Origin of the sequence: Streptomyces sp. NPDC059900 (assembly GCF_050270335.1) — a bacterium.
Taxonomy (GTDB): Bacteria; Actinomycetota; Actinomycetes; order Streptomycetales; family Streptomycetaceae; genus Streptomyces.
The window spans coordinates 1-20,820 of sequence record NZ_JBNNJZ010000068.1 but is presented as its reverse complement, the minus strand read 5'-3'; the positions used below and the strand labels follow the sequence as shown (position 1 = coordinate 20,820).

At 70.2% G+C, this 20,820-nt stretch carries 21 protein-coding genes; 12 read left to right on the top strand and 9 right to left on the bottom strand.

From position 1 onward, the window contains the following. Positions 1-77: 77 nt before the first annotated feature. The 3 genes from ACQKIP_RS13195 to ACQKIP_RS13185 are packed head-to-tail and all read left to right on the top strand — an operon-like array spanning position 78 to position 3,407. Positions 78-1,058 carry a carbohydrate ABC transporter permease gene (locus ACQKIP_RS13195; protein ID WP_365860555.1) on the top strand — a complete coding sequence of 327 codons (981 nt, stop codon included), beginning with the start codon at positions 78-80 and terminating at the stop codon, positions 1,056-1,058. Further along, positions 1,055-1,906 (top strand): carbohydrate ABC transporter permease, encoded by an 852-nt coding sequence (locus tag ACQKIP_RS13190; RefSeq protein WP_427743015.1) that lies wholly within the window; start codon positions 1,055-1,057, stop codon positions 1,904-1,906. The genes ACQKIP_RS13195 and ACQKIP_RS13190 overlap by 4 nt, the downstream gene beginning before the upstream one ends. 7 nt (positions 1,907-1,913) lie before the next feature. Continuing rightward, a complete protein-coding gene (locus ACQKIP_RS13185) occupies positions 1,914-3,407 on the top strand; it encodes a glycoside hydrolase family 3 protein (protein ID WP_365860556.1) in 1,494 nt (497 codons plus the stop codon). A gap of 142 nt (positions 3,408-3,549) precedes the next feature. On the opposite strand, the gene nagB is transcribed toward ACQKIP_RS13185, so the two are convergent. After that, positions 3,550-4,335 (bottom strand): glucosamine-6-phosphate deaminase, encoded by a 786-nt coding sequence (nagB, locus tag ACQKIP_RS13180; RefSeq protein ID WP_365860557.1) that lies wholly within the window; start codon positions 4,333-4,335, stop codon positions 3,550-3,552. Between the two features lie 392 nt (positions 4,336-4,727). Here nagB and ACQKIP_RS13175 point away from each other — a divergent pair, with 392 nt between their 5' ends. Continuing rightward, positions 4,728-6,194: a sensor histidine kinase gene (locus tag ACQKIP_RS13175; protein ID WP_365860772.1), complete on the top strand. Its 1,467-nt coding sequence runs from the start codon at positions 4,728-4,730 to the stop codon at positions 6,192-6,194. A gap of 203 nt (positions 6,195-6,397) precedes the next feature. Here the strand turns inward: ACQKIP_RS13175 and ACQKIP_RS13170 are convergent, their stop codons facing one another. Together ACQKIP_RS13170 and ACQKIP_RS13165 are read right to left on the bottom strand one after the other, a co-directional pair. Next, on the bottom strand, positions 6,398-6,655 hold the full coding sequence (locus ACQKIP_RS13170; RefSeq protein ID WP_016639615.1) for a WhiB family transcriptional regulator: 258 nt from the start codon (positions 6,653-6,655) through the stop codon (positions 6,398-6,400). Between the two features lie 319 nt (positions 6,656-6,974). Further along, a complete protein-coding gene (locus tag ACQKIP_RS13165; RefSeq protein WP_365860558.1) occupies positions 6,975-7,943 on the bottom strand; it encodes a diacylglycerol/lipid kinase family protein in 969 nt (322 codons plus the stop codon). Positions 7,944-8,035: 92 nt separating this feature from the next. Here ACQKIP_RS13165 and ACQKIP_RS13160 point away from each other — a divergent pair, with 92 nt between their 5' ends. After that, complete coding sequence (locus ACQKIP_RS13160) at positions 8,036-8,488, top strand: hypothetical protein (RefSeq protein ID WP_365860559.1); 453 nt, start codon at positions 8,036-8,038, stop codon at positions 8,486-8,488. A gap of 57 nt (positions 8,489-8,545) precedes the next feature. Here ACQKIP_RS13160 and ACQKIP_RS13155 read toward each other — a convergent pair whose 3' ends face one another. The 3 genes from ACQKIP_RS13155 to ACQKIP_RS13145 all read right to left on the bottom strand — a co-directional run bounded on the left by ACQKIP_RS13155 (position 8,546) and on the right by ACQKIP_RS13145 (position 10,528). Beyond that, a complete protein-coding gene (locus ACQKIP_RS13155; RefSeq protein ID WP_365860560.1) occupies positions 8,546-9,610 on the bottom strand; it encodes an RNA polymerase sigma factor SigF in 1,065 nt (354 codons plus the stop codon). Further along, on the bottom strand, positions 9,607-10,020 hold the full coding sequence (locus ACQKIP_RS13150) for an anti-sigma regulatory factor (protein WP_135332116.1): 414 nt from the start codon (positions 10,018-10,020) through the stop codon (positions 9,607-9,609). Before ACQKIP_RS13150 ends, ACQKIP_RS13155 begins: the two co-directional genes overlap by 4 nt. Before the next feature lie 247 nt (positions 10,021-10,267). Continuing rightward, positions 10,268-10,528 carry a UBP-type zinc finger domain-containing protein gene (locus ACQKIP_RS13145; protein WP_365860561.1) on the bottom strand — a complete coding sequence of 87 codons (261 nt, stop codon included), beginning with the start codon at positions 10,526-10,528 and terminating at the stop codon, positions 10,268-10,270. Between the two features lie 46 nt (positions 10,529-10,574). Here ACQKIP_RS13145 and ACQKIP_RS13140 point away from each other — a divergent pair, with 46 nt between their 5' ends. Beyond that, the gene (locus tag ACQKIP_RS13140) at positions 10,575-12,173 is read left to right on the top strand and encodes a Na+/H+ antiporter (RefSeq protein WP_365860562.1); all 1,599 of its coding nucleotides are present in this window, start codon (positions 10,575-10,577) and stop codon (positions 12,171-12,173) included. Here ACQKIP_RS13140 and ACQKIP_RS13135 read toward each other — a convergent pair. The 3 genes from ACQKIP_RS13135 to ACQKIP_RS13125 all read right to left on the bottom strand — a co-directional run bounded on the left by ACQKIP_RS13135 (position 12,152) and on the right by ACQKIP_RS13125 (position 14,125). Beyond that, positions 12,152-13,090, bottom strand: coding sequence for a 1-aminocyclopropane-1-carboxylate deaminase/D-cysteine desulfhydrase (locus ACQKIP_RS13135; protein WP_365860563.1), 939 nt, complete (start codon positions 13,088-13,090; stop codon positions 12,152-12,154). The genes ACQKIP_RS13140 and ACQKIP_RS13135 overlap by 22 nt on opposite strands. Positions 13,091-13,138: 48 nt before the next feature. Beyond that, positions 13,139-13,729 (bottom strand): N-acetylmuramoyl-L-alanine amidase, encoded by a 591-nt coding sequence (locus ACQKIP_RS13130; protein WP_365860564.1) that lies wholly within the window; start codon positions 13,727-13,729, stop codon positions 13,139-13,141. 147 nt (positions 13,730-13,876) lie between these two features. Then, positions 13,877-14,125, bottom strand: coding sequence for a hypothetical protein (locus tag ACQKIP_RS13125; RefSeq protein WP_365860565.1), 249 nt, complete (start codon positions 14,123-14,125; stop codon positions 13,877-13,879). A 225-nt stretch (positions 14,126-14,350) separates the two neighbouring features. On the opposite strand from ACQKIP_RS13125, the gene ACQKIP_RS13120 reads away from it, so the two are divergent. The 6 genes from ACQKIP_RS13120 (at position 14,351) to ACQKIP_RS13095 (ending at position 20,702) form a co-directional block, all read left to right on the top strand. Next, positions 14,351-15,757 (top strand): family 2B encapsulin nanocompartment shell protein, encoded by a 1,407-nt coding sequence (locus tag ACQKIP_RS13120; RefSeq protein WP_365860566.1) that lies wholly within the window; start codon positions 14,351-14,353, stop codon positions 15,755-15,757. A gap of 96 nt (positions 15,758-15,853) precedes the next feature. After that, on the top strand, positions 15,854-16,981 hold the full coding sequence (locus ACQKIP_RS13115) for a family 2 encapsulin nanocompartment cargo protein polyprenyl transferase (protein ID WP_365860567.1): 1,128 nt from the start codon (positions 15,854-15,856) through the stop codon (positions 16,979-16,981). A gap of 190 nt (positions 16,982-17,171) precedes the next feature. After that, positions 17,172-17,801, top strand: coding sequence for a GNAT family N-acetyltransferase (locus ACQKIP_RS13110; protein WP_365860568.1), 630 nt, complete (start codon positions 17,172-17,174; stop codon positions 17,799-17,801). 204 nt (positions 17,802-18,005) lie between these two features. Beyond that, positions 18,006-18,683 (top strand): GAF and ANTAR domain-containing protein, encoded by a 678-nt coding sequence (locus tag ACQKIP_RS13105; RefSeq protein ID WP_365860569.1) that lies wholly within the window; start codon positions 18,006-18,008, stop codon positions 18,681-18,683. A 593-nt stretch (positions 18,684-19,276) separates the two neighbouring features. Next, the gene (locus ACQKIP_RS13100) at positions 19,277-20,338 is read left to right on the top strand and encodes a DUF1648 domain-containing protein (protein ID WP_365860570.1); all 1,062 of its coding nucleotides are present in this window, start codon (positions 19,277-19,279) and stop codon (positions 20,336-20,338) included. A 4-nt stretch (positions 20,339-20,342) separates the two neighbouring features. Then, a complete protein-coding gene (locus tag ACQKIP_RS13095) occupies positions 20,343-20,702 on the top strand; it encodes a GntR family transcriptional regulator (RefSeq protein WP_365860571.1) in 360 nt (119 codons plus the stop codon). Positions 20,703-20,820: the final 118 nt, after the last annotated feature.

The window sequence follows — 20,820 nt, the reverse complement described above, 5'->3', positions numbered from 1 at the left end:
GGGTGTCATCCGCCCCCGGGCCCGCTGCCCCGGCTCAGCGCTGCGTTCCGCGATGCCCACGAAAGAGATGGCGAAGCATGACCGTGCAGACCGAACGGCCGCCCTCCGGCCCGACGGAGGATCTGAAATCGGACAGTCGGCCGGCGGATCCGGGTAAGCCCCGCACGGGGGCCCGGTCGTTCGCGCCCTACTTGCTGCTGCTTCCCGCGATCGCGGCCACCCTGCTGTTCCTCGGCTGGCCGCTGGTCAACAACGGGATCCTGTCGTTCCAGAACCTCAACATGAGGCAGTTCATCCTCCACCTCACGGAGTGGAACGGGATCGACAACTTCAAGGAGGTCCTCAGCGGCGAGGACTTCTGGCGGGTCACGGGACGCTCGATCGCGTTCACCGCGGTCAACGTCGCACTGATCATGCTGTTCGGCACCCTGATAGGCCTGCTGCTCGCACGGCTCGGCAAGCGGATGCGGACGTTCCTTCTGGTCGGTCTCGTGCTCGCCTGGGCCATGCCGGTCATCGCGGCGACGACCGTCTACCAGTGGCTGTTCGCCCAGCGCTTCGGCGTCGTCAACTGGGTCCTCGACAAGGCCGGCTGGCACTCGATGGCCGACTACGACTGGATGGGCAGCCAGTACTCCACGTTCTTCGTGGTCATCACCCTGATCGTCTGGATGTCGATCCCCTTCGTGGCGATCAACCTGTACGCCGCGACCACGGTGATCCCCAAGGAGCTCTACGAGGCCGCGTCGCTGGACGGCGCCGGAGCCTGGAAGGGCTTCACGAACGTCACGCTGCCCTACCTGCGGCCCTTCCTCTACGCGACGACGTTCCTGGAGATCATCTGGGTCTTCAAGGCGTTCGCGCAGGTCATGGCGCTCAACGAGGGCGGCCCCGACCGGCTCACCGAGATCCTTCCCGTCTACGCCTACATCGAGGGCATGGGCAACCAGCACTTCGGCATGGGTGCCGCGATCGCGCTGCTCACCATCGTCATCCTGCTGGCCCTGACCGCCTTCTACCTGCGGATCGTGCTCAAGCAAGAGGAGGACGAGCTGTGAACAGCACCGCATCGTCGCGGCGGTCGTCGAACTGGCGCCGCTTCTGGCCCAACGCCGTAGCCGTCGTTCTCTTCGCCGGCCTCGTCTTCCCGGTCTACTGGATGTTCGCCACGGCCTTCAAGCCGACCGGCGACATCATCAGCGAGGACCCGGTGTGGATCCCGACCGACGTGACGTTCGAGCACTTCAAGACGGCCGTGAACGCCGACCACTTCTGGACGATGGTCGGCAACTCCCTCACCGTCACGCTGCTCGCCGTGCTCTTCTCGCTGATCATCGGCCTGGCCTCGGCGTTCGCGCTCGCCCGGATGCGCTTCAAGGGCCGCAGGGGCTTCATCATCGGCTTCATGCTGGCCCAGATGGCGCCCTGGGAAGTCATGGTCATCGCGATCTACATCATCGTGCGCGACGCCGACATGCTGAACAGCCTGATCCCCCTCACCCTCTTCTACATGGTGATGATCCTGCCCTTCACGCTCCTGACGCTGCGCGGCTTCGTCGCCGCGGTGCCGCGCGAGCTGGAGGAGTCGGCGATGGTCGACGGCTGTTCCCGGATGCAGGCGTTCCGCCGGGTGATCCTGCCGCTGCTCGCGCCGGGCCTGATGTCCACCTCGCTCTTCGGATTCATCACCGCCTGGAACGAATTCCCGCTCGTCCTTGTCCTCAACAAGGAGGCGGAGGCCAAGACGCTTCCGGTGTGGCTGTCCGGCTTCCAGACCGCCTTCGGCGACGACTGGGGCGCCACGATGGCCGCCGCCTCGCTCTTCGCCATCCCGATCTTCGTCCTCTTCGTCTTCCTGCAGCGCAGGGCCGTCAGCGGTCTGACCGACGGTGCCGTGAAGGGATAACCGCCATATGACGACACTCACCAGCCCCACCGACACCCTGACCCGCGACGCCCTGACCGTCCTGCAGCCCGGCTTCGTCGGTACCAGCGCGCCCGAGTGGCTGCTGCGCAGGATCGGCGAAGGCCTCGCATCGGTCGGCCTGTTCGGCCGCAACATCGCCTCGCCCGAACAGCTCGCCGCCCTGACGGCCCAGCTGCGTGCCGAGCGCGACGACGTCCTGGTCGCCATCGACGAGGAAGGCGGTGACGTGACCCGCCTGGAGGTCCGCTCCGGCTCCTCCTTCCCCGGCAACCACGCGCTCGGCGCGGTCGACGACACGCAGCTCACCCGGGACGTGGCCGCGGAGCTGGGCCGCCGGCTCGCCTCGTGCGGCGTCAATCTCAACTGGGCGCCGTCCGCCGACGTCAACTCCAACCCGGACAATCCCGTCATCGGCGTACGGTCCTTCGGCTCGGACCCGCTCCTGGTGGCCCGGCACACCGCCGCGTACGTGGAGGGGTTGCAGTCCGCGGGCGTCGCCGCCTGCACCAAGCACTTCCCGGGGCACGGCGACACCGCGGTCGACTCGCACCACGACGTGCCGCGCATCGGGGTCGACCCCGAGGTGCTCCGGGCGCGTGACCTCGCGCCGTTCCGGGCCGCGATCGCCGCCGGCTCGCGTGCGGTGATGAGCGCGCACATCCTCGTCCCGTCCCTGGACGCGGAGTACCCGGCGACCCTCTCGCGCCGCATCCTGACGGGCGTCCTGCGCGAGGAGCTGAACTACGACGGCCTGATCGTCACGGACGGCATGGAGATGCAGGCCATCGCCGCCACCTACGGCATCGAGCGCGGCAGCGTCCTCGCGATCGCCGCGGGCGCCGACGCGATCTGCGTGGGCGGCGGCCTCGCGGACGACGACACGGTCCTGCGGCTGCGTGACGCCCTGGTCGGGGCCGTCCGCTCGGGCGAGCTCTCCGAGGAGCGCCTCGCCGACGCGGCCACGCGCGTACGGGCCCTTGCCCACTGGACTTCGGTGTCGGGCGCGGCCGATCGTTCGGGGGGCGCGCCCGGCACCGAGATCGGCCTGGTCGCGGCCCGCCGCGCCCTGACGGTCACCCGGGGTGAGTCCTACGCGGCTCCGCTCACCGAGGCTCCGTTCGTCGCCGCCTTCACCCCGATGGCCAACATCGCGGTGGGCGACGAGACCCCGTGGGGCGTGGCCGCGGAGCTGGCGCGCCTGCTCCCCGGCACGCAGACGGGCAGCTTCACGGGTGCCGACGCCGGTGCGCTGGCCCTCGCCGAGGCGGGGGAGCGGCGGATCGTGGCGGTCGTCCGCGACGCCCACCGGCACGCGTGGATGGCAGAGTCCCTGAACACCCTCCTGTCCGCCCGCCCCGACACGATCGTGGTCGAAATGGGCGTCCCCCAGTCACCCCCGACGGGCTCCCTCCACATCGCCACGCACGGCGCGGCAAGGGTGTGCGGCCTGGCTGCGGCAGAGGTCATTACTACCCGGTAGTCACGTCTGTGGGCAGGCGTTCCGCAAGGGCGGAACGGGTGGGCACAGACCACCCACCGGCCCGCACACGAGCAACAAACAGCAAGATGCCGGGTGCCCCCAGCAAGGGGGCACCCGGCATCTTCCGTGAAGCGGACCCCGCCTACAGCCCCTGCCAATCAGGCTTAGCCGCATACGTCGCCCGGAAGTACTCCCCGAGCTTCAGCTTTGAGGCAGCCGCCTCGTCCACGACGACCGTCGCATGCGGATGCAACTGAAGCGCCGACGCCGGAACCACCGCGGCGACAGGCCCCTCCACCGTCGCGGCCACCGCGTCCGCCTTGCCCTCGCCCGTGGCGAGCAGCACCAGATGCCGGGCTTCGAGGATCGTCCCGATCCCCTGGGTGATCACGTGGTGCGGGACCTGCTCGATGTCCCCGTCGAAGAACCGCGCGTTGTCCACCCGGGTCTGCTCCGTCAGCGTCTTGATCCGCGTACGCGAGGCGAGCGAGGAGCACGGTTCGTTGAAGCCGATGTGCCCGTCGGTGCCGATCCCCAGGAGCTGGAGATCCACGCCCCCGGCCTCCGCGAGCGCCTTGTCGTACGCCTCACAGGCCGCCTGGACGTCCTTCGCGCTGCCGTCGGGTCCCATGAAGGACTTCTCGCCGAGCCCGAGCGGCTCGACGACCTCGCGCAGCACGACGGAGCGATAGGACTCGGGGTGCCCCGGGGGCAGCCCCACGTACTCGTCGAGCTGGCAGATCCGCGCGCGCGAGGCGTCCACGGCACCGGAGCCGACCTTGGCGGCCAGGGCTTCGTAGATGGGCAGCGGGGTGGATCCGGTGGCGACACCGAGCAGGGCGTCAGGCTTGCGGCGCACCAGGGCGGCCATGGCCTCCGCGATGAGCTCGCCGCCTGCCTTGGCGTCCGGGACGATGACAACTTCCACGCTGGGCCTGCCGATCTGGAGAGGGGACTCACGGGGGTCAATGTGGTATAGACCAATCTAGCAGAGCTGGCCCGGCCGCGCCCGGAGAGAAAGAGACAACAACAAACATCTGCCAACGCGTAGACACAGGTGAATGGTCTAGTCCACAATGCGGTGGTAAAGCATCCGTCCTTCCCGCACAGGAGGGCGGACCGAGGAACCGGCACTCTCTGCCCTGACCGTGTCGGATCCTCCGATCGGCCGTCGGTACCGCACATTCCGGTGGTCGGTGTTCCTGAAGGGCTGCGGTGCCGTGGGTGGGTTGAGGGTCCCGCCCTGGCGCCGCGGCTCGTCGGAAATCTCCCGGAGCGGACCCGCGGGACCTGCCAGGTACGCTCGCACACGTGCCCTCCATGAACGATCTCGTACGCCAGCACACCGCTCTCGGTGACTCCGATCTCGAGTGGCTGCACCTGCTGGTCTCGGAGTGGCAATTGCTCTCCGACCTCTCCTTCGCCGACCTCGTGCTGTGGGTCCCCACCCTCGACGGCACCCGCTATGTCTCCGTGGCGCAGATGCGGCCCAACACCGGCCCCACCTCCTACCAGGACGACATGGTCGGTCACCTCGTCCCGCGCGGCCGCCGCCCGCTGCTCGACGCCGCCCTTGACGAGGGCCGCATCGTGCGCGAGGGCGACCCGGAGTGGCGCGAGGAGGTCCCGGTGCGGGTCGAGTCCATTCCCGTACGCAGGGAAGGGCGCGTCCTGGGCGTCATCGCCCGCAACACGAACCTGCTCACGGTGCGCACCCCCTCGCGCCTGGAGCTGACCTACCTCCAGTCGGCGTCCGACCTGGCCCAGATGATCGCCGCCGGGTCCTTCCCGTTCCCCGGCCAGCAGGTCGACATGGACGCCTCGCCGCGCGTGGGCGACGGACTGCTGCGCCTGGACGCCGACGGCATCGTCCAGTACGCCTCGCCCAACGCCCTCTCCGCGTACCACCGCCTCGGCCTCGCCGCCGATCTGGTCGGCCACCACCTCGGCACGGCGACCGCCGAACTCGCGCCGTCCCGCGGCCCGGTGGACGAGGCGCTCGCCAAGGTCGCCAGCGGCTGGGCGCCCCGCGAGTTCGAGATCGAGGGCGGCGACGGCGTGATCCAGCTCCGCGCGATCCCGCTCAAGCCCAAGGGCCCGCGCATCGGTTCGCTCGTACTCCTGCGCGACGTCACGGAACTGCGCCGACGCGAGCGGGAGTTGATCACCAAGGACGCGACCATCCGGGAGATCCACCACCGGGTGAAGAACAACCTCCAGACGGTGGCCGCGCTCCTTCGCCTCCAGGCGCGCCGCATCGACTCCGCCGCCGGCCGCGAGGCACTCGAAGAGGCCGTACGCCGCGTGGGATCGATCGCGATCGTGCACGAAACGCTGTCCCAGAACCTGGACGAGCGCGTGGAGTTCGACGAGATCGCCGACCGCGTCCTCGCGATGGTCGCCGAGATCTCGCCCGGCAAGGTAACCGGCCGGCGCACCGGACGCTTCGGCATCCTGGACGCCGAGGTGGCGACCCCGCTGTCGATGGTCCTCACGGAGGTTCTGCAGAACGCCCTGGAGCACGGCTTCCAGGAGGGCGACACCGGCACGGTCGAGGTCTCCGCCGTACGCGGCGGCACCAGCAAGGACGGGCGGCTGCTCATCACCGTCCAGGACGACGGCGTCGGTCTGCCCGACGGCTTCGACCCGCACCGCTCGGGCAACCTCGGCCTGCAGATCGTGCGCACCCTGGTGGAGGGCGAGATGGGCGGGACGTTCGACATGGTGCGGGCCCCCGAGCGCGGCACGCAGGTCGTCCTGGACATCCCGGTGCGAGGCGACAAGTAGCGCACTCACGTACGGAACTCGCGTACGGAACTCACGTACGGAACACGCATACGCAAAGCAGTGAGCCCCGGACCGAAGTGGTCCGGGGCTCACTGCTCACGTTGCGTTGCGCATCGGGGGTACTGCGCGGCTGCGGCTCGGGGGCGGGAGATGCGTACTCGCTGTACGCGCCGCCAAGCTCAGGTCCGTGGGGGGCGTGAACGTCAGGCGCTGGCCTGGCGTGCACGGTTGCGAGCGGCGCGGCGCTTCATTGCGCGGCGCTCGTCCTCGCTGAGGCCACCCCAGACGCCGGAGTCCTGGCCGGACTCGAGCGCCCACTGCAGGCACTGCTCCATGACGGGGCAGCGGCGGCAGACGGCCTTGGCTTCCTCGATCTGCAGCAGCGCAGGACCGGTGTTGCCGATGGGGAAGAAGAGCTCGGGGTCTTCCTCGCGGCAAACGGCGTTGTGACGCCAGTCCATGGCTGCTACCTCTCCTTGGTATTACGTACAAGCTTGCTTGTGAATGTGAACGCTTTCACGAATCCCTCGACGACGGAAGGGACTTTCGTCACATACGCGACGATGTCCTATGTGTTGAGGAGGGGGTTCTGGCTCTCTGTGGGGCCGATGTTGCGGGCCGTCCCGATCGCCATGTAGAGATTCGCAAACCTCGGCGGCGGATACAACCCCTTCCGGGAAGTTTTTTTTGATTCCTCAGTGTCGACTGGGTCACAGCCGTACTTCCATGGGGTGGAGCCTGGCCTAAACGTTCGAGTGAAAGGACTTTGGGCCCTTCTACTCACACAATCACACGCAGTGCACGGCGTACGCCTGTGAACGTCACGCTCGTGCGCAGTCCCAGGTGGTCGCCGTCCATCTGAAGGGGCAGGGGTACCTTCGAATGCAAGGTGAAGTCCGTGAGGTCATGGAGCGTAACCGCGTGCTTGCCGTGGGGTCCCCGATCGGGCGTCGAGGTCAGCAGCTGGGTCCCGTACCGGGCGACCGCACCGGTGGAGAGCTTGCTCAGACCGAGCACGTCGAGGCCGGTGTCGAAGGAGGCCTGCGGGGACGCGTACATCGGGCGATTGCCCAGGTAGGTGTAGGGAGAGGTGTTGCAGACTATGGAGAGCACGAGGTCGGTCACCGGGTCCTCGCCGGCCCGTTCCAGCGTGATCATTCCGTGCCTGCGGTGCGGCTCGTCGAGGAACTGACGGAACACCTGGCGCAAATACAGCGCATGGGTGGACCGCTTCCCGCGCTCCCTCTGTTGTTCGACCCGTCCCACCACTCCGGCGTCGAAACCGAATCCCGCGGCGAAGGTGAACCAGCGCGCGGGGACGGCTTCGTCCTCCGTGCCCGGCGTTCCGGACACCTGGCCCAGGCTCACCGTGCGTTCGCTTCCCTCACGCAGGGCGTCGAGCAGCGCGCCGGTCGCCTCCACGGCGTCGTTGGGCAGACCCAGGGCGCGGGCGAAGACATTGGTGGAGCCGCCGGGGACGACGGCCAGGCGGGGCAGCCGCTCCGGGTCGGGCCCGTTGTGCAGCAGGCCGTTCACGACCTCGTTGACCGTGCCGTCCCCGCCGAGGGCGACGACGAGCTCGATGTCCTTGCTCTCCGCGGCCTGTCTGCCGAGGTCTCTGGCGTGGCCGCGGTACTCCGTGGTGACCGCCTCGAGTTTCATCTCGCTCGCCAGCGCGTGGATCAGTACGTCACGCGTGCGCGCGCTGGTGGTGGTTGCCGCCGGGTTGACCACAAGAAGTGCACGCATGCGAAGCAGGGTACCTAGCTGTCCTGAACCGGCCTAGACCGAGGGGTCGGACCGGGGGCCGGACCACGGACCCGCACGGCTACCCTGCAAGGGTGAGTACCCAGCGGAACCCCACCCCCGAAGCCCCCGCAGCAGGCCCGCGCCCCGGCCGTCTGACCGCCGCGGCGGCCCTTGCCGCGCTGGAGGGCGTCGCACTCATCGCCGCCGGTGTCTACATGCTCGTCATGGGCCTCGCGGGTGACCCCGACAACCCGGAACAGGCCACGACGGGCGGCGTCACGCTGATCGTCCTCGCGCTGCTTCCCCTGCTCGCCGCCCGCGGCCTCCTGCTGCGCCGCGGCTGGAGCCGGGGTCCCGCGATCATCACGCAGATCATGGCGCTTCCGGTGGCCTGGCAGCTGCTCCAGGCCGACAGCATGGCCATCCCGGCGGGTATCGCGCTCGCCGCCGTCGCGGTCGCCGCGCTCGTCCTGCTGGTCAATCCGGCCACGACCGAGGCCCTGGGCATCCGGGGCCCTGGCAACGCACAGGACGACGTGAAGTAGCCGTCCCGCACGAGACGTCCCGAAGGAGCAGGCCCGGAGGGGCGGCCTGCTCCTTCGTCACTCCTCGACGAGGAGCTTCTCGCGCAGCTGCGCGAGTGTGCGGGCGAGGAGCCGGGAGACGTGCATCTGGGAGATGCCGACTTCCTGTGCGATCTGCGACTGCGTCATGTTGCCGAAGAACCGCAGCAGCAGGATGCGCTTCTCGCGTGGTGGAAGGTCTTCCAGGAGCGGTTTGAGGGATTCCCGGTACTCGACGCCCTCCAGGGCCTCGTCCTCCGCGCCCAGGGTGTCCGCTACCGCCGGGGACTCGTCGTCCGTGTCCGGGACGTCCAGGGACAGCGTGGAGTAGGCGTTGGCGGACTCCAGGCCCTCCAGGACCTCCTCTTCGGAGATGGCCAGCTTCTCCGCGAGCTCGTGCACCGTGGGAGAGCGGCCGTGCAGCTGGGAGAGCTCGGCGGTCGCCGTGGTCAGGGCGAGCCTGAGCTCCTGGAGGCGCCGCGGCACTCTGACCGCCCACCCCTTGTCGCGGAAGTGCCGCTTGATCTCGCCGACGACCGTGGGCGTCGCGTACGTGGAGAACTCCACGCCGCGCTCCGGGTCGAAGCGGTCGACGGACTTGATCAGGCCGATGGTGGCGACCTGCGTGAGGTCGTCGAGGGGCTCGCCGCGGTTGCGGAAGCGGCGGGCCAGGTGCTCGACGAGCGGCAGGTGCATGCGGACCAGCTTGTTGCGCAGCTCGGCGTACTCGGGGCTGCCGCCCTCCAGCGTGCGCAGCTCGACGAACATCGCGCGTGCGCCACTGCGGTCCTGCGGATCGTGCCGGGTGTGCTGACGCTCACCGTGTTCGCTCATGTATCCCGCCCGTTGCGCGCCGCCCCGGGCGGAGGGCTTGGCGCGCTCCTCCGGGGCGGTCGGCTCTGTCTGCTGCGACGCGTCGGCCACCGTCGGCGGACCCGGCTGCTCCGGATCCTCCGGGTGCGGCCTGGCCTGCTGCTCGGGGATGCCCGTGAGGGCCGGCTCCACCGGAGCCCCGCGCCCCCTCGTCGGCGTTCCTCCCCGACCATCGGGCAGATCCCGTGTGCCGCGCTCTTCCTCCCGCACCGGCCCCTCCCCGTCCCTCACGCCGGCCCGGGTCCCGCGCCGCGCTTCTTGTAGAGGCTGATCGAGACGGTGTTGTCCTCGGCCACGGAGGAGTCGACCTGACCCGCGAGGGCGGACAGCACTGTCCAGGCGAAGGTGTCCCGTTCCGGGGCCCGGCCGTCGGTGGTCGGCGCCGATACGGTCACCTCCAGCGAGTCGTCGACGAGCCTGAAGACGCAGCTGAGCACCGAACCGGGCACGGCCTGCTGGAGCAGGATCGCGCAGGCCTCGTCGACCGCGATGCGCAGGTCCTCGATCTCGTCGAGAGTGAAGTCCAAACGAGCCGCGAGGCCGGCCGTGGCCGTACGCAGCACCGACAGGTAGGCACCCGCAGCCGGAAGGCGGACCTCGACGAAGTCCTGATTCCCGGGCTCGCCTGCGATCTGGGACACCCTCACCTCCAAGGTGGTACAAGCACTTTCGGGGCTCCAGGTCCGCCGTCCAGCGGCGGTCCGGACTGCGTCACACGGGTAACGCACCACGTAGTTCTGCGGTGACGCTACCGCGCTCCCCAGTTCCGTGTCCCGGGGACCCCGCTCCGTTGCTGTCACTCATAGTAAGCCTAAGGGTACGGAGAGTGGCTAGGGGTCTCGCGGTCCCAATTGGAGAGTACGGGCGCCGGGTTGACGTACCCAGGCCTCAGACGATCGAACCGTCCACGAAGCACCAACGCCAGCTCTCGCCCGGTTCGAAGGTCCTCATGACCGCGTGTCCGGTGTCCTTGAAGTGCTCCGTCGCGTGCCGGAAGGGCGAGGAGTCACAGCACCCCACATGCCCGCAGACCAGGCAGAGCCGCAGTTGCACCGGGTGACTGCCGGCCGCGAGGCACTCCAGGCAGGTGTCGCTCAGCGGCGCGGGCTCGGGGTGCGGCAGCGTCGCCACATGCGGGCACTCGTTCATGATTGCCAGGTTACGACGGGAACGCGTATCGCGGAGGGCCTTACCCATGGACGTACTGCCCCTGGTGGCACTGATCGCGGCGAGTGCCGCGGTGGCCGGAGCCGCTCGCTGGACACCGGTGCCCGCGCCGCTGCTGCTCGTGGCGGCCGGGCTCGTCGCCGCCTACGTGCCAGGGGTCCCGGACTACCACCTGGACCCGCACATCGTGCTGCCGCTGATCCTGCCGCCCCTGCTGCACACCGCGGCCCTGGAGAGCTCGTACCTCGACCTGCGCGCCAACCTCAGACCCGTGGCGCTGCTCTCGGTCGGGTACACGCTGTTCGCGACGCTCGCCGTCGGCTGGCTCGCGTATCTGCTGATCCCCGATCTGCCGCTGACCGCGGCCCTGGTACTGGGCGCCGTGATCGCGCCGCCGGACGCGGTGGCGGCCACGGCGATCGCGCGGAAGGTGGGGCTGCCGTCGCGGATCACCACGATCCTCCAGGGCGAGTCCCTGGTGAACGACGCGACCGCGATCACCGCCTACAAGGTCGCCCTCGCGGCGGCGGTCGGCGAGGGAGCGAGCTGGGCGGGCGGGATCAGGGAGTTCCTGGTGGCCGCGGTCGGCGGGGTCGGTGTCGGGCTGATCCTCATGGTGCCGCTGCACTGGCTGCGCCGGCACATGAAGGAGGCGATGCTCCAGAACACCCTCTCCTTGCTGATCCCCTTCGTCGCGTACGCGGCCGCCGAGCAGGTCGGTGCCTCCGGAGTGCTCGCCGTGGTCGTCGTCGCCCTGTTCCTCGGGCACCGCTCCTGGGAGGTCGACTTCGAGACACGGCTCCAGGAGGCCGCCGTGTGGAAGGTGGTCGCGTTCATCCTGGAGTCGGCGGTCTTCGCGCTCATCGGCCTCCAGCTGCCGCTCGTGGTCGAGGGCCTCGGCGAGTACAGCGGCGTCCAGGTGACCTGGTACGCCCTGGGGGTCTTCTTCTTCGTGGTCCTGGCGCGCTTCGTGTGGTCCTATCCGGCCACCTACCTGCCGCGCATGATGTCGGCGCGCATCAAGGAGCGCGAGAGCGACATGGACTGGCGGCGGCCGCTGATCGTCAGCTGGGCCGGCATGCGCGGGGTGGTGTCGCTGGCGATCGCCTTCTCGATCCCGCTCGTCATGGACGACGGGGAGCCGTTCCCCGCACGCAACCTCGTGCTGTTCCTGACCTTCACCACCGTGATCGGCACGCTGGTCGTGCAGGGGCTCTCGCTGCCGTGGCTCATCCGGGTCCTGAAGCTGCCGGGGCGGGACGCCCAGGCGCAGACGCTCGCGGAGGCACAGGCGCAGAACGCCGCCTCGCAGGCCGCGGAGCGGCGGGTGGACGAACTCATGGAGGACGAGCGCAATTGCCTTCCACAGCCCCTCCAGGACCGCCTGCGGACCGTCCTCGAGCGGCGCCGCAACTCCGTGTGGGAGCGCCTCGGCCAGCCCAACCCGGTGACGGGGGAGTCCGCGGACGACACCTACCGCAGGCTCGCCAGGGAGGCGATCGCCGCGGAACGGGAGGTGTTCGTGACGATGCGTGACGAGCGGCGCATCGACGACGAGATGATGCGGACGCTGCTGCGCAAGCTGGACCTGGAGGAGGCGGCGGCCTACCGGGAGGTCGAGGACTGAGCCGCGGCGGGCTCCGGCTCCGTGGCGGTGATCACTGCCGTGACCCTGGTGCCGGGCGAAAACGCGCCCTCTTCGGAGAGGGCCGTCAGCGCGTACAGGAGCTTGGCCACGTAGACACGCTCCACGGGGAGGCCGTGCCGGTCCTCGAAGTCGTCAGCGAACGCGGTGAGTTCGGGGGTGGTGCGGGCGTAGCCGCCGAAGTGGAAGCGCTCGTCCAGCTGCCAGTTGGCGGTGGGGGCGCCCAGGGCCCGCTGTTGCAGCTCCCGTATGCCGGGGCCGAGGAAGCCGCCCTTGAGCACGGGTATGCCGAGCGCGCGCTGGTCCGGGGCGAGGCCCGCCGCCAGTCCGGCCAGGGTCCCGCCGGTGCCGCAGGCCACGGCCGCCAGGTCGGTGCGGCCGCGCAACTCCTCGCCCAGGGCGGTGCAGCCCTGTACGGCCAGGGAATTGCTGCCGCCTTCGGGGATGACGTAGGGACTGTCGGCGCCCGAGGCGCGCACGAGGGCGGCCAGGACCCCGGGGTCGGTCTTCCTGCGGTAGGTCGAGCGGTCGGTGAAGTGCAGGCGCATTCCGTCGGCCGCGCATTGCGTCAGCGACGGGTTCAGGGGGCGTTCGGCGAGTTCGTCGCCGCGGACCACGCCGATGGTGTCCAGGCCGAGGAGGCGGCCCGCCGCGGCGGTCGCCCTGAGGTGGTTGGAGTAGGCGCCGCCGAAGGTCAGCAGGACCTTGTGGCCCGCTGCGACGGCGGCGTCCAGGTTCAGGAACAGCTTGCGGTACTTGTTGCCCGGCAGGTCCGGGTGGATGAGGTCGTCCCGCTTGAGCGTGAGGGTGACCCCGTGCCGCGTGAAACGCTCGTCCCCGAGCTCCTGGAGCGGGGACGGGAGCCGCGGGCGCGGGGTGGTCGGCGGGGTGGTGCTCACCCCGCCATTCTGCCCGCCGCCGTGCCGGCCGGCACGGCCGCGGTCCGGCTACTTGAGGCGTTCCTCGATGCGCCCCCGCATGGTTTTCATGGTGAAGCCCTTGGGATCCACCTTGCCCGGCTGCCACTCCAGGTGGCCGATCACCGAGCGCTGGGTCCAGCCGTGATGGCGGCAGATGGCCGCCGAGACCCGCTCGATCGCGTCGAGCTGCACCTCGGGCCAGGGATCCTCGCCGTCGCCGAGGTTCTCGCACTCGAAGCCGTAGAAGTGGCGGTTTCCGTCGGTGTTCGCTTCGTTGTCCGTCGGGAGCGCCTTCTCGGCGATGACCGCGCGCAGGACGTCGTCGTCGCCCATGCCCGCGTGGTTGGCGCGGCCGTACCCGACGAGGTGGACGCGGCCGTCCTTGGTGATGACGCCGTGACAGAGCGGGCCGGGCAGGGAGGGGTGCCCGTCGCGGCAGATCTCCACGGTCCGCTTGCTGCCGGACGTGACCGTGTGGTGGATCATGACGCCGTGCACGGGGCCCCACGGCCCCTTGTGGTTGCGGTTGTGATGACGCCAGTCGCCGACTTCGACGACGGTCACACCTTCGTCCTTGAGGGCATCGAGGAACTTGCCCGCGGACATGGGTGGGGCCATGGCCGTCTCCTTTGCGGAGCACGACGGCCGCCGGTCGCGCACCGTCTTGTACGCCGCTTTTACCCGAACCGACGGTGCCCGGACCAGCCGTTGGGAGATATTCCGTGACTGTTCGGGCACCGTGCGAGCCGATCTCGTCAGCTTGCGTCAGCCGCGGTGGTCTCCGCTGTGCAGGAACGCGTCGCCGTTCGCCGCGATGTGGGCCTCCAGCGCCTGAAGGGCCTGCTGGGTGGCCTGGGGGGTGCCCTGGCCCTGCTGCTGGGCGTAGTACGCGGCGCCCAGCTTCTTCAGGAGGTCGCCGCCCGTGCGCTGCGCCTGGACCTCGTCGATCTTCTGCTTGCCCTGGGTGAGTCCGCGCTGCGCCTGTTCCTTGGCGCGATCCAGGAAGCCTGCCATTGCCGTCTCCTACGGATTGGTGCGGAATGGTGCATATCGGTACAGATGTTATCGGTCGTTGTGTCTTGTTCAACGGGTGTGCGGATCTTGGAGTTCCCCCGGGGTCGCGGGCGGATGCCCCGCTCCCGCACGATCCAATCCCGCTCATTTGTGTAATGGCGCCGACACGTTCCGTGCTGGAAGGGTTGTCGGCGCAGATCAGCGCTTGAGCGGGAGGCATCGCAAATGTCGGTAGGCGAAGAGGTCCGTGCGGAGCAGGCCGAGCCGCAGCAGAGCCTGGGCACATCGGCCGCACGGAATCTGGCCACCACCACCAAGTCCGTGCCGCAGATGCAGGAGATCAGCTCCCGCTGGCTCCTGCGGACACTGCCCTGGGTACAGGTGCAGGGCGGTACGTACCGCGTGAACCGGAGGCTGAGTTACTCCGTCGGCGACGGCCGCGTGACGTTCGTGAAGACCGGCGACCGGGTGGAGGTCATCCCCGCCGAGCTCGGCGAGCTGCCGGTCCTCAGGGATTACGAGGACACCGAGGTCCTCGGCGAGCTGTCCCGGCGCTGCCAGCAGCGCGAATTCGCCCCCGGCGCCGTCATCACCTCCTTCGGCAGCCGGGCCGACGAGGTGTTCCTGCTCGCGCACGGCAGGGTCGAGAAGATCGGCACCGGTCCGTACGGCGACGACACGGTCCTCGGCTCCCTCGCCGACGGCTCGTACTTCGGCGAGCAGGCACTGCTCGACTCCGAGGCCATCTGGGAGTACACGACGCGCGCGGTGACCGCGTGCACCGTGCTCACGCTGCCCCGCCAGGACCTGGAGCAGGTCGCGGAGCGCGCGGACTCGCTGCGCGAGCACCTCCAGCGGCTGCGGGCCATCCCGGCCCAGCGGACGAACAACTTCGGCGAGGCGCCCATCGACCTCTCCGCGGGACACGTCGGCGAAGCGGTGCTGCCGGGCACCTACGTCGACTACGAAGCGGCACCCCGCGAGTACGAACTGAGCGTCGCCCAGACCGTCCTGCGCGTCCACACGCGCGTGGCCGACCTCTACAACCAGCCGATGAACCAGACCGAGCAGCAGCTGCGGCTGACGGTCGAGGCGCTCAAGGAGCGCCAGGAGCACGAGCTGATCAACAACCGCGAGTTCGGACTCCTCAACAACTGCGAGTACGAACAGCGGCTCCAGCCGCACGACGGCGCGCCCACCCCGGACGACATGGACGAACTGCTCAGCCGCAGGCGCGGATCGAAGCTCTTCCTGGCGCACCCGCGGGCGATCTCGGCGTTCGGCCGCGAGCTCAACAAGCGCGGGCTCGTGCCGGAGACCATCGAGATGGCGGGCAGCCGCATCCCCACTTGGCGCGGGGTGCCGATCTTCCCGTGCAACAAGATCCCGGTCAGTGAGGCCCGCACCACCTCGATCATCTGCATGCGTACGGGAGAGGAGGAGCAGGGCGTCGTGGGCCTGCACCAGGTCGGCATCCCGGACGAGATCGAGCCGAGCCTGTCGGTGCGCTTCATGGGCATCAGCGAGCAGGCGATCATGTCGTACCTCGTGTCGACGTACTACTCCGCGGCGGTCCTCGTGCCGGATGCGCTGGGCATTCTGGAGAACGTCGAGATCGGCCGCTGGAGTTGAGGCCGTGTCTGTGGGCGCGCTGCCGGGTACACCCTCTGCGTACGCGCCCACAGGCCCAGGAAACGCCACCGTCCGCATCCTCCCCGGGGTGAGTTCATGACGGACACGACGACGGACATGACGGAGATGGCGCAAGGCCCCGCAGAACAGGGGCCCGCCCAGGATTTCGAGACTCACGACCAGTACGGAGGGTACGAAGCGTCCGAAGCGGCGGAACTTCTCACGGCGGCGCGGCTGGGCGTCGACCCGGAGGTGCGCAGGGCGGTCGAATCGCTGCCCGGAGCGATGCGCCGCATCGTGCGCTATCACTTCGGCTGGGAACACGCGGACGGCGCACCGGCGGCCGGACACGCGGGCAAGGCGATCAGGCCTGCGCTGGTGCTCGCCGCGGTGCGGGCGCTCGGCGGGGAGCAGGCCATGGCCGTCAGGGCCGCGGCGGCGGTGGAGCTGACCCACAACTTCACCCTGCTGCACGACGACGTCATGGACCGCGATCCCACCCGCAGGCACCGGCCCACCGCATGGGCCGTGTTCGGCGAATCCGACGCGATCCTGGCCGGTGACGCGTTGCAGGCGCTCGCGCAGCGGCTGCTCGCCGAGGACCCGCATCCCGGCGCATCCGAGGCGGCGGCGCGGCTCGCGGCCTGTGTGGTGGAGCTCTGCGCGGGCCAGCAGGCGGACAGTACCTTCGAGCGGCGCGGGCCCGCCGAGGTCACGCTCGACGAGTGCCTCGCCATGGCCGAGGCCAAGACGGGAGCGCTGCTCGGCTGCGCCTGTGCCCTCGGGGCGCTGTACGCGGGCGCGGGGCGCAGCGAGGTGGACGCGCTGGACGGGTTCGGCCGCGAGGCGGGGCTCGCCTTCCAGCTCATCGACGACGTGATCGGCATCTGGGGCGACCCCGGGCACACGGGAAAGCCCGCCCGCGCCGACCTCGCGTCCCGCAAGAAGTCCCTGCCGGTGGTCGCGGCGCTGGCCTCCGGCACCCCGGCCGCGGCCGAACTGGCCGAGCTGTACGGACGTCCGCCGACCGGCCCCGGGGACGACGGCGACCTTGAGCGCATCGCGCACGCCGTCGAGGCGGCAGGCGGCAAGGACTGGGCGCTGATGCACGCCGCCGACCGGATGTCCCGCGCGCTCAACCAGCTCTCCCGCGCGGTGCCGGCCCCGGAGGCGGCCGGCAGCCTGCTCACCCTCGCGGAGTTCGTGACGCGGCGTACGTACTGAACGCGGCGTCACCGACGAGCTGAACGCGGCGTCGCAGACGAGCCCCGCACCCCGCCGGGATCCGGTCAGGGTGCGGGGCTCGCCCGTGTGGTGGTGCCGGATCGCCTAGGCTGCAACCGGAGTAAGCGGTTGTGCGTCACACGCGCTGAGCGTGGTCCAGGGGCAGGGCGAGGGGCAAAAGGGGCGGGCTGTGGGCGTAGTGATCCGGAGGGCCGGGGAGAGCGACAGGACCCACGTGGTCCGCTTGCTCGACGAGGCGTTCCAGGACGATCCGGTGAGCAGCTGGGTCTTCCCCGGCGACGAGCACCGCCGCCGCAGGCACGGAGCCCTGATGGAAGCCTTCTTCGACCTCGCCCTGAGCGAGGGCTTCGTCGACGTCACGGAGGACGGCACGGCCGTCGCGCTGTGGTGGTCCGTCCCCGCGGGCGAGGACGAGGGCGCCGAAGAAGGCCCCGCGCAGCTCCGCGCCGCAGTCGACCCGGACAACGCGCGGGTCGAGGAGATAGGCAGGCTCACCGGTGAGGCGCACCCGACCGACCGGCCCCACCAGTATCTGCACATGATCGGCGTGAGCCCCGAACGGCAGGGCGAGGGGCTCGGCTCGGCCCTGATCGAAGCCGTGCTCGAACGCTGCGACCGGGAGGGTCTGCACGCGTATCTGGAGGCGAGCAACAGCCGCAGCCGCGCGCTGTACACACGGCTCGGATTCCACTTCACTGGAAAGGCCATCGATCTGCCGGACGGCCCGCAGCTGTGGCCGATGTGGCGGGAACCCCGGCCTTTTGTCATAAATGATGGCGAGACGGGCCGTTTCGCGTAAAGTCCTTGCAGCACCGTTGTGTTGTCCGTGACACACCGAAGGGGGGAAGCGAGCCCCATGTCCCGCGAAATGTCCCGCGAAGCGACCCGTGAAGTGTCCGGCGAAGTGACTCGTGAAGTGTCCGGCGAAGCGACCCGTGAAGTGTCCGGCGATACGTCCCGCGAACGACGGCTGGCGGAAGCGTTCGTGGAGGTGGCCGACTCCTTGAGCGGCGTTTCCGATGTCTCCGCGTTCCTGCAGAGCCTGGCCGTGCGGTGCGTGGAACTGCTCGGCGTCTCGGCGGCGGGTGTCCTGCTGGCGGACTCCGAGGGCGAGTTGCGGCTCGTCGCCTCGTCCGGCGAGCACACCTGGGTGCTCGATCTGTATGCGCTGCAACAGGAACAAGGGCCGTGCCTGGACTGCTACCGCTCGGGCGCGGCGCACACGAACATCGCCATCGGCGGTCTGGAGGCGGCCACCCTCTGGCCGGAGTTCTCGACGCGCGCCCGGGAGGCGGGCTTCGAGATGACGCAGGTGCTTCCCCTGCGGCAGGGCGATCAGATGCTCGGCACGCTGAACCTGTTCCAGGCGAAGCCGCAGGTACTGAGCCCCGATGAGGTCGCGCTCGCCCAGGCCCTGGCGGACGTCGCCGCGATCGCCATCGTCCAGCGCCGCTCCCTGGAACGCAGCGAGACGGAGCGCGACCAGTTGCAGCAGGCCCTCACCAGCCGGGTCGTCATCGAGCAGGCCAAGGGCGTGCTCGCCGAGCGCTGGAAGTGCACGGTCGACGAGGCCTTCGGGGCGCTGCGCGGCCATGCGCGGGCGAACCGGCTGCGGCTCGCGGAGTGCGCGCGACAGGTGGTGGCGGGGGAACTCGACAGGGAGGCAATCCGCCGGCCCTAGCCGCCCGGCCCGCCCGCCCTCTGCGTCCCGGGCCTTCGGGAACGGCGTCGTCGTACGGACGTACCGCCGGAAGCGCTGACAGCGGGGCGGCAGCGGGCTTTCCGGCCCGCGCCGCCCGCCATATTCTCGACGCATGGGCAGCGATGGGCCCCGGTCAGAACCCCGTCCGCAGAGTGAGCCGGTGTGCGCGAGCTGCGGGCGTCCCGTCGGCATGGCCGTCAAGCGGCGCAAGACGCTCGGAGTGTTCGTCCCCGTGTGGGGACCGGGGCCGTGCCGTAACCCGCGGTGTGAGGCGTGTGCCGAAGAGCCCGAGAAGCACGGGAAGCGGGGGCGGCGCAGAAGGCGCGGCAGGCGCGAGGAGCGCGGTGGTACGGCGCCGGCCAAAGCCGATGCAGCTGCCGGGGCCGAAGTGGTCGCAGCAGCCGGAGATGGGGCCGAAGCGGAGGCCGTAGCCGAGACTGAATCCGCACCGGCCCGCTCCGACGACGACTGGCGCGAAAAGGACGACTGACGCGCAGAGGCGGTGCCGTGTGCACCCGCCCGCTTCCCTGTCTCTCCATTGTTCTATTAGGATGCGAACAATGGAGGTTTTCATGAACCAGCCTGCTCGCTCGTCCAGCCGCTCCAGCCGCTCCAGCCGCTCCAGCCGCTCCAGCCGCTCCAGCCGCCCCCGCATCGCCCTGCTCGCCGCACTGCCCTTCGTGCTCGGACTTCTCGCCGACCTGACGGTGTACGTGACGGTCCGTGATCAGCTGCCCGATCGGCTGGCCCGGCACTTCGGCGCCGACGGCGAGGCGGACGGCTTCGTCGGGCACGGCGGGTTCCTCGCGATGCTCGTGGGGATGTTCGTCGTCCTCGGCGCGATCAGCGCTTTCCTCGCGCTGAGGAGCGACTTCGCCACCTACCGGCGCGGGCTGCGCGGGCTGCTCGCGGTCGTGTACGCGACCTCCGCGTTCCTGGCCTGGCCGCTGGGTGCGAGCCTCCTGGCCAACCGGGGCACCGCCGACGGTGAGGCGGCGGTGTTCCCCCTGTGGCACCTCGCGGTCGCGGCCGCGGTCGCCGCGCTCGCGGCAGGAGCGGGGGCGGCGACCGCGCGGCTCGTGCCGCTGCCCGACGGGCGTCCGCCGCTCGGCGGGAACGGGCAGGCCGGGGCCGGCCGCATCGATCTGGGGCGCGACGAGGTCGCCGGGTGGGTACGGCAGACGGGCTCGCGGCTGCTGAGCGGGACGGGCATCGCGCTGGCCGTCGCGGGTGTCGCCACCCTGTGGCTGACGGACGGGGGCTGGGTGACGCCGCTGTCCCTGTTCGTCCCCGGGATTCTGGTCGCCGCCTTCGCGCGGGCCTGCGTCACCGTGGACCGGCGCGGGCTCACGGTGTCGTCGGGGCTGGTGCCATGGCCGCGCATCCGGCTGCCGCTCGACCGTATAGAGCGTGCGGACACCCGCCGGATCAGCGCCTTCGCGGACTACGGGGGCTGGGGTTACCGCATCGTCCCCGGACGCTCCGGCGTCATCATGCGGTCGGGCGAGGCGCTGGTCGTCCGGCGGGCCAACGGCAACGACTTCGCCGTCACCGTCGATGACTCCGCGACGGCCGCCGCGCTCCTCAACACGCTGGTGGACCGCGAGTCCTCCTCCCGGGACGGGCGGCACTGACACCATGCTGTTCCGGATCGACACGACATCGGCGGTGCCCCTCGGCGACCAGATCGCCGCCTGCGCGCGCCGCGCGGTCGCCGACGGCTCCGTACGCCCGGGCGAGCGGCTGCCCGCCGCCCGGATGCTCGCCGACTCCCTCGGGGTCAACGTCCATACGGTGCTGCGTGGTTACCAGCGGCTGCGCGAGGAGGGCCTGATCGAACTCCGGCGGGGGCGCGGTGCGATCGTCGTGGACGGCGCGGTGGCGCAGGCGCGGGCCCAACTGAGCGAGAGAGTAAGGGCGTTCGTGGCGGACGCGCTGGAGCTCGGGCTCTCGGAGGACGAGGTGCGTTCCCTGGTGGACGCGGCACTGAGGACCTGACGGCGGGTATGGTCCGACGGTTCCGGTGCGTGGGTCGCCCGGGGAGGGGACGTACTGATGGGGCTGCGGGGGATGACCCGGTGGGCTGTTGCGGGCGTTGTGGCGGTGGGGATCGCGG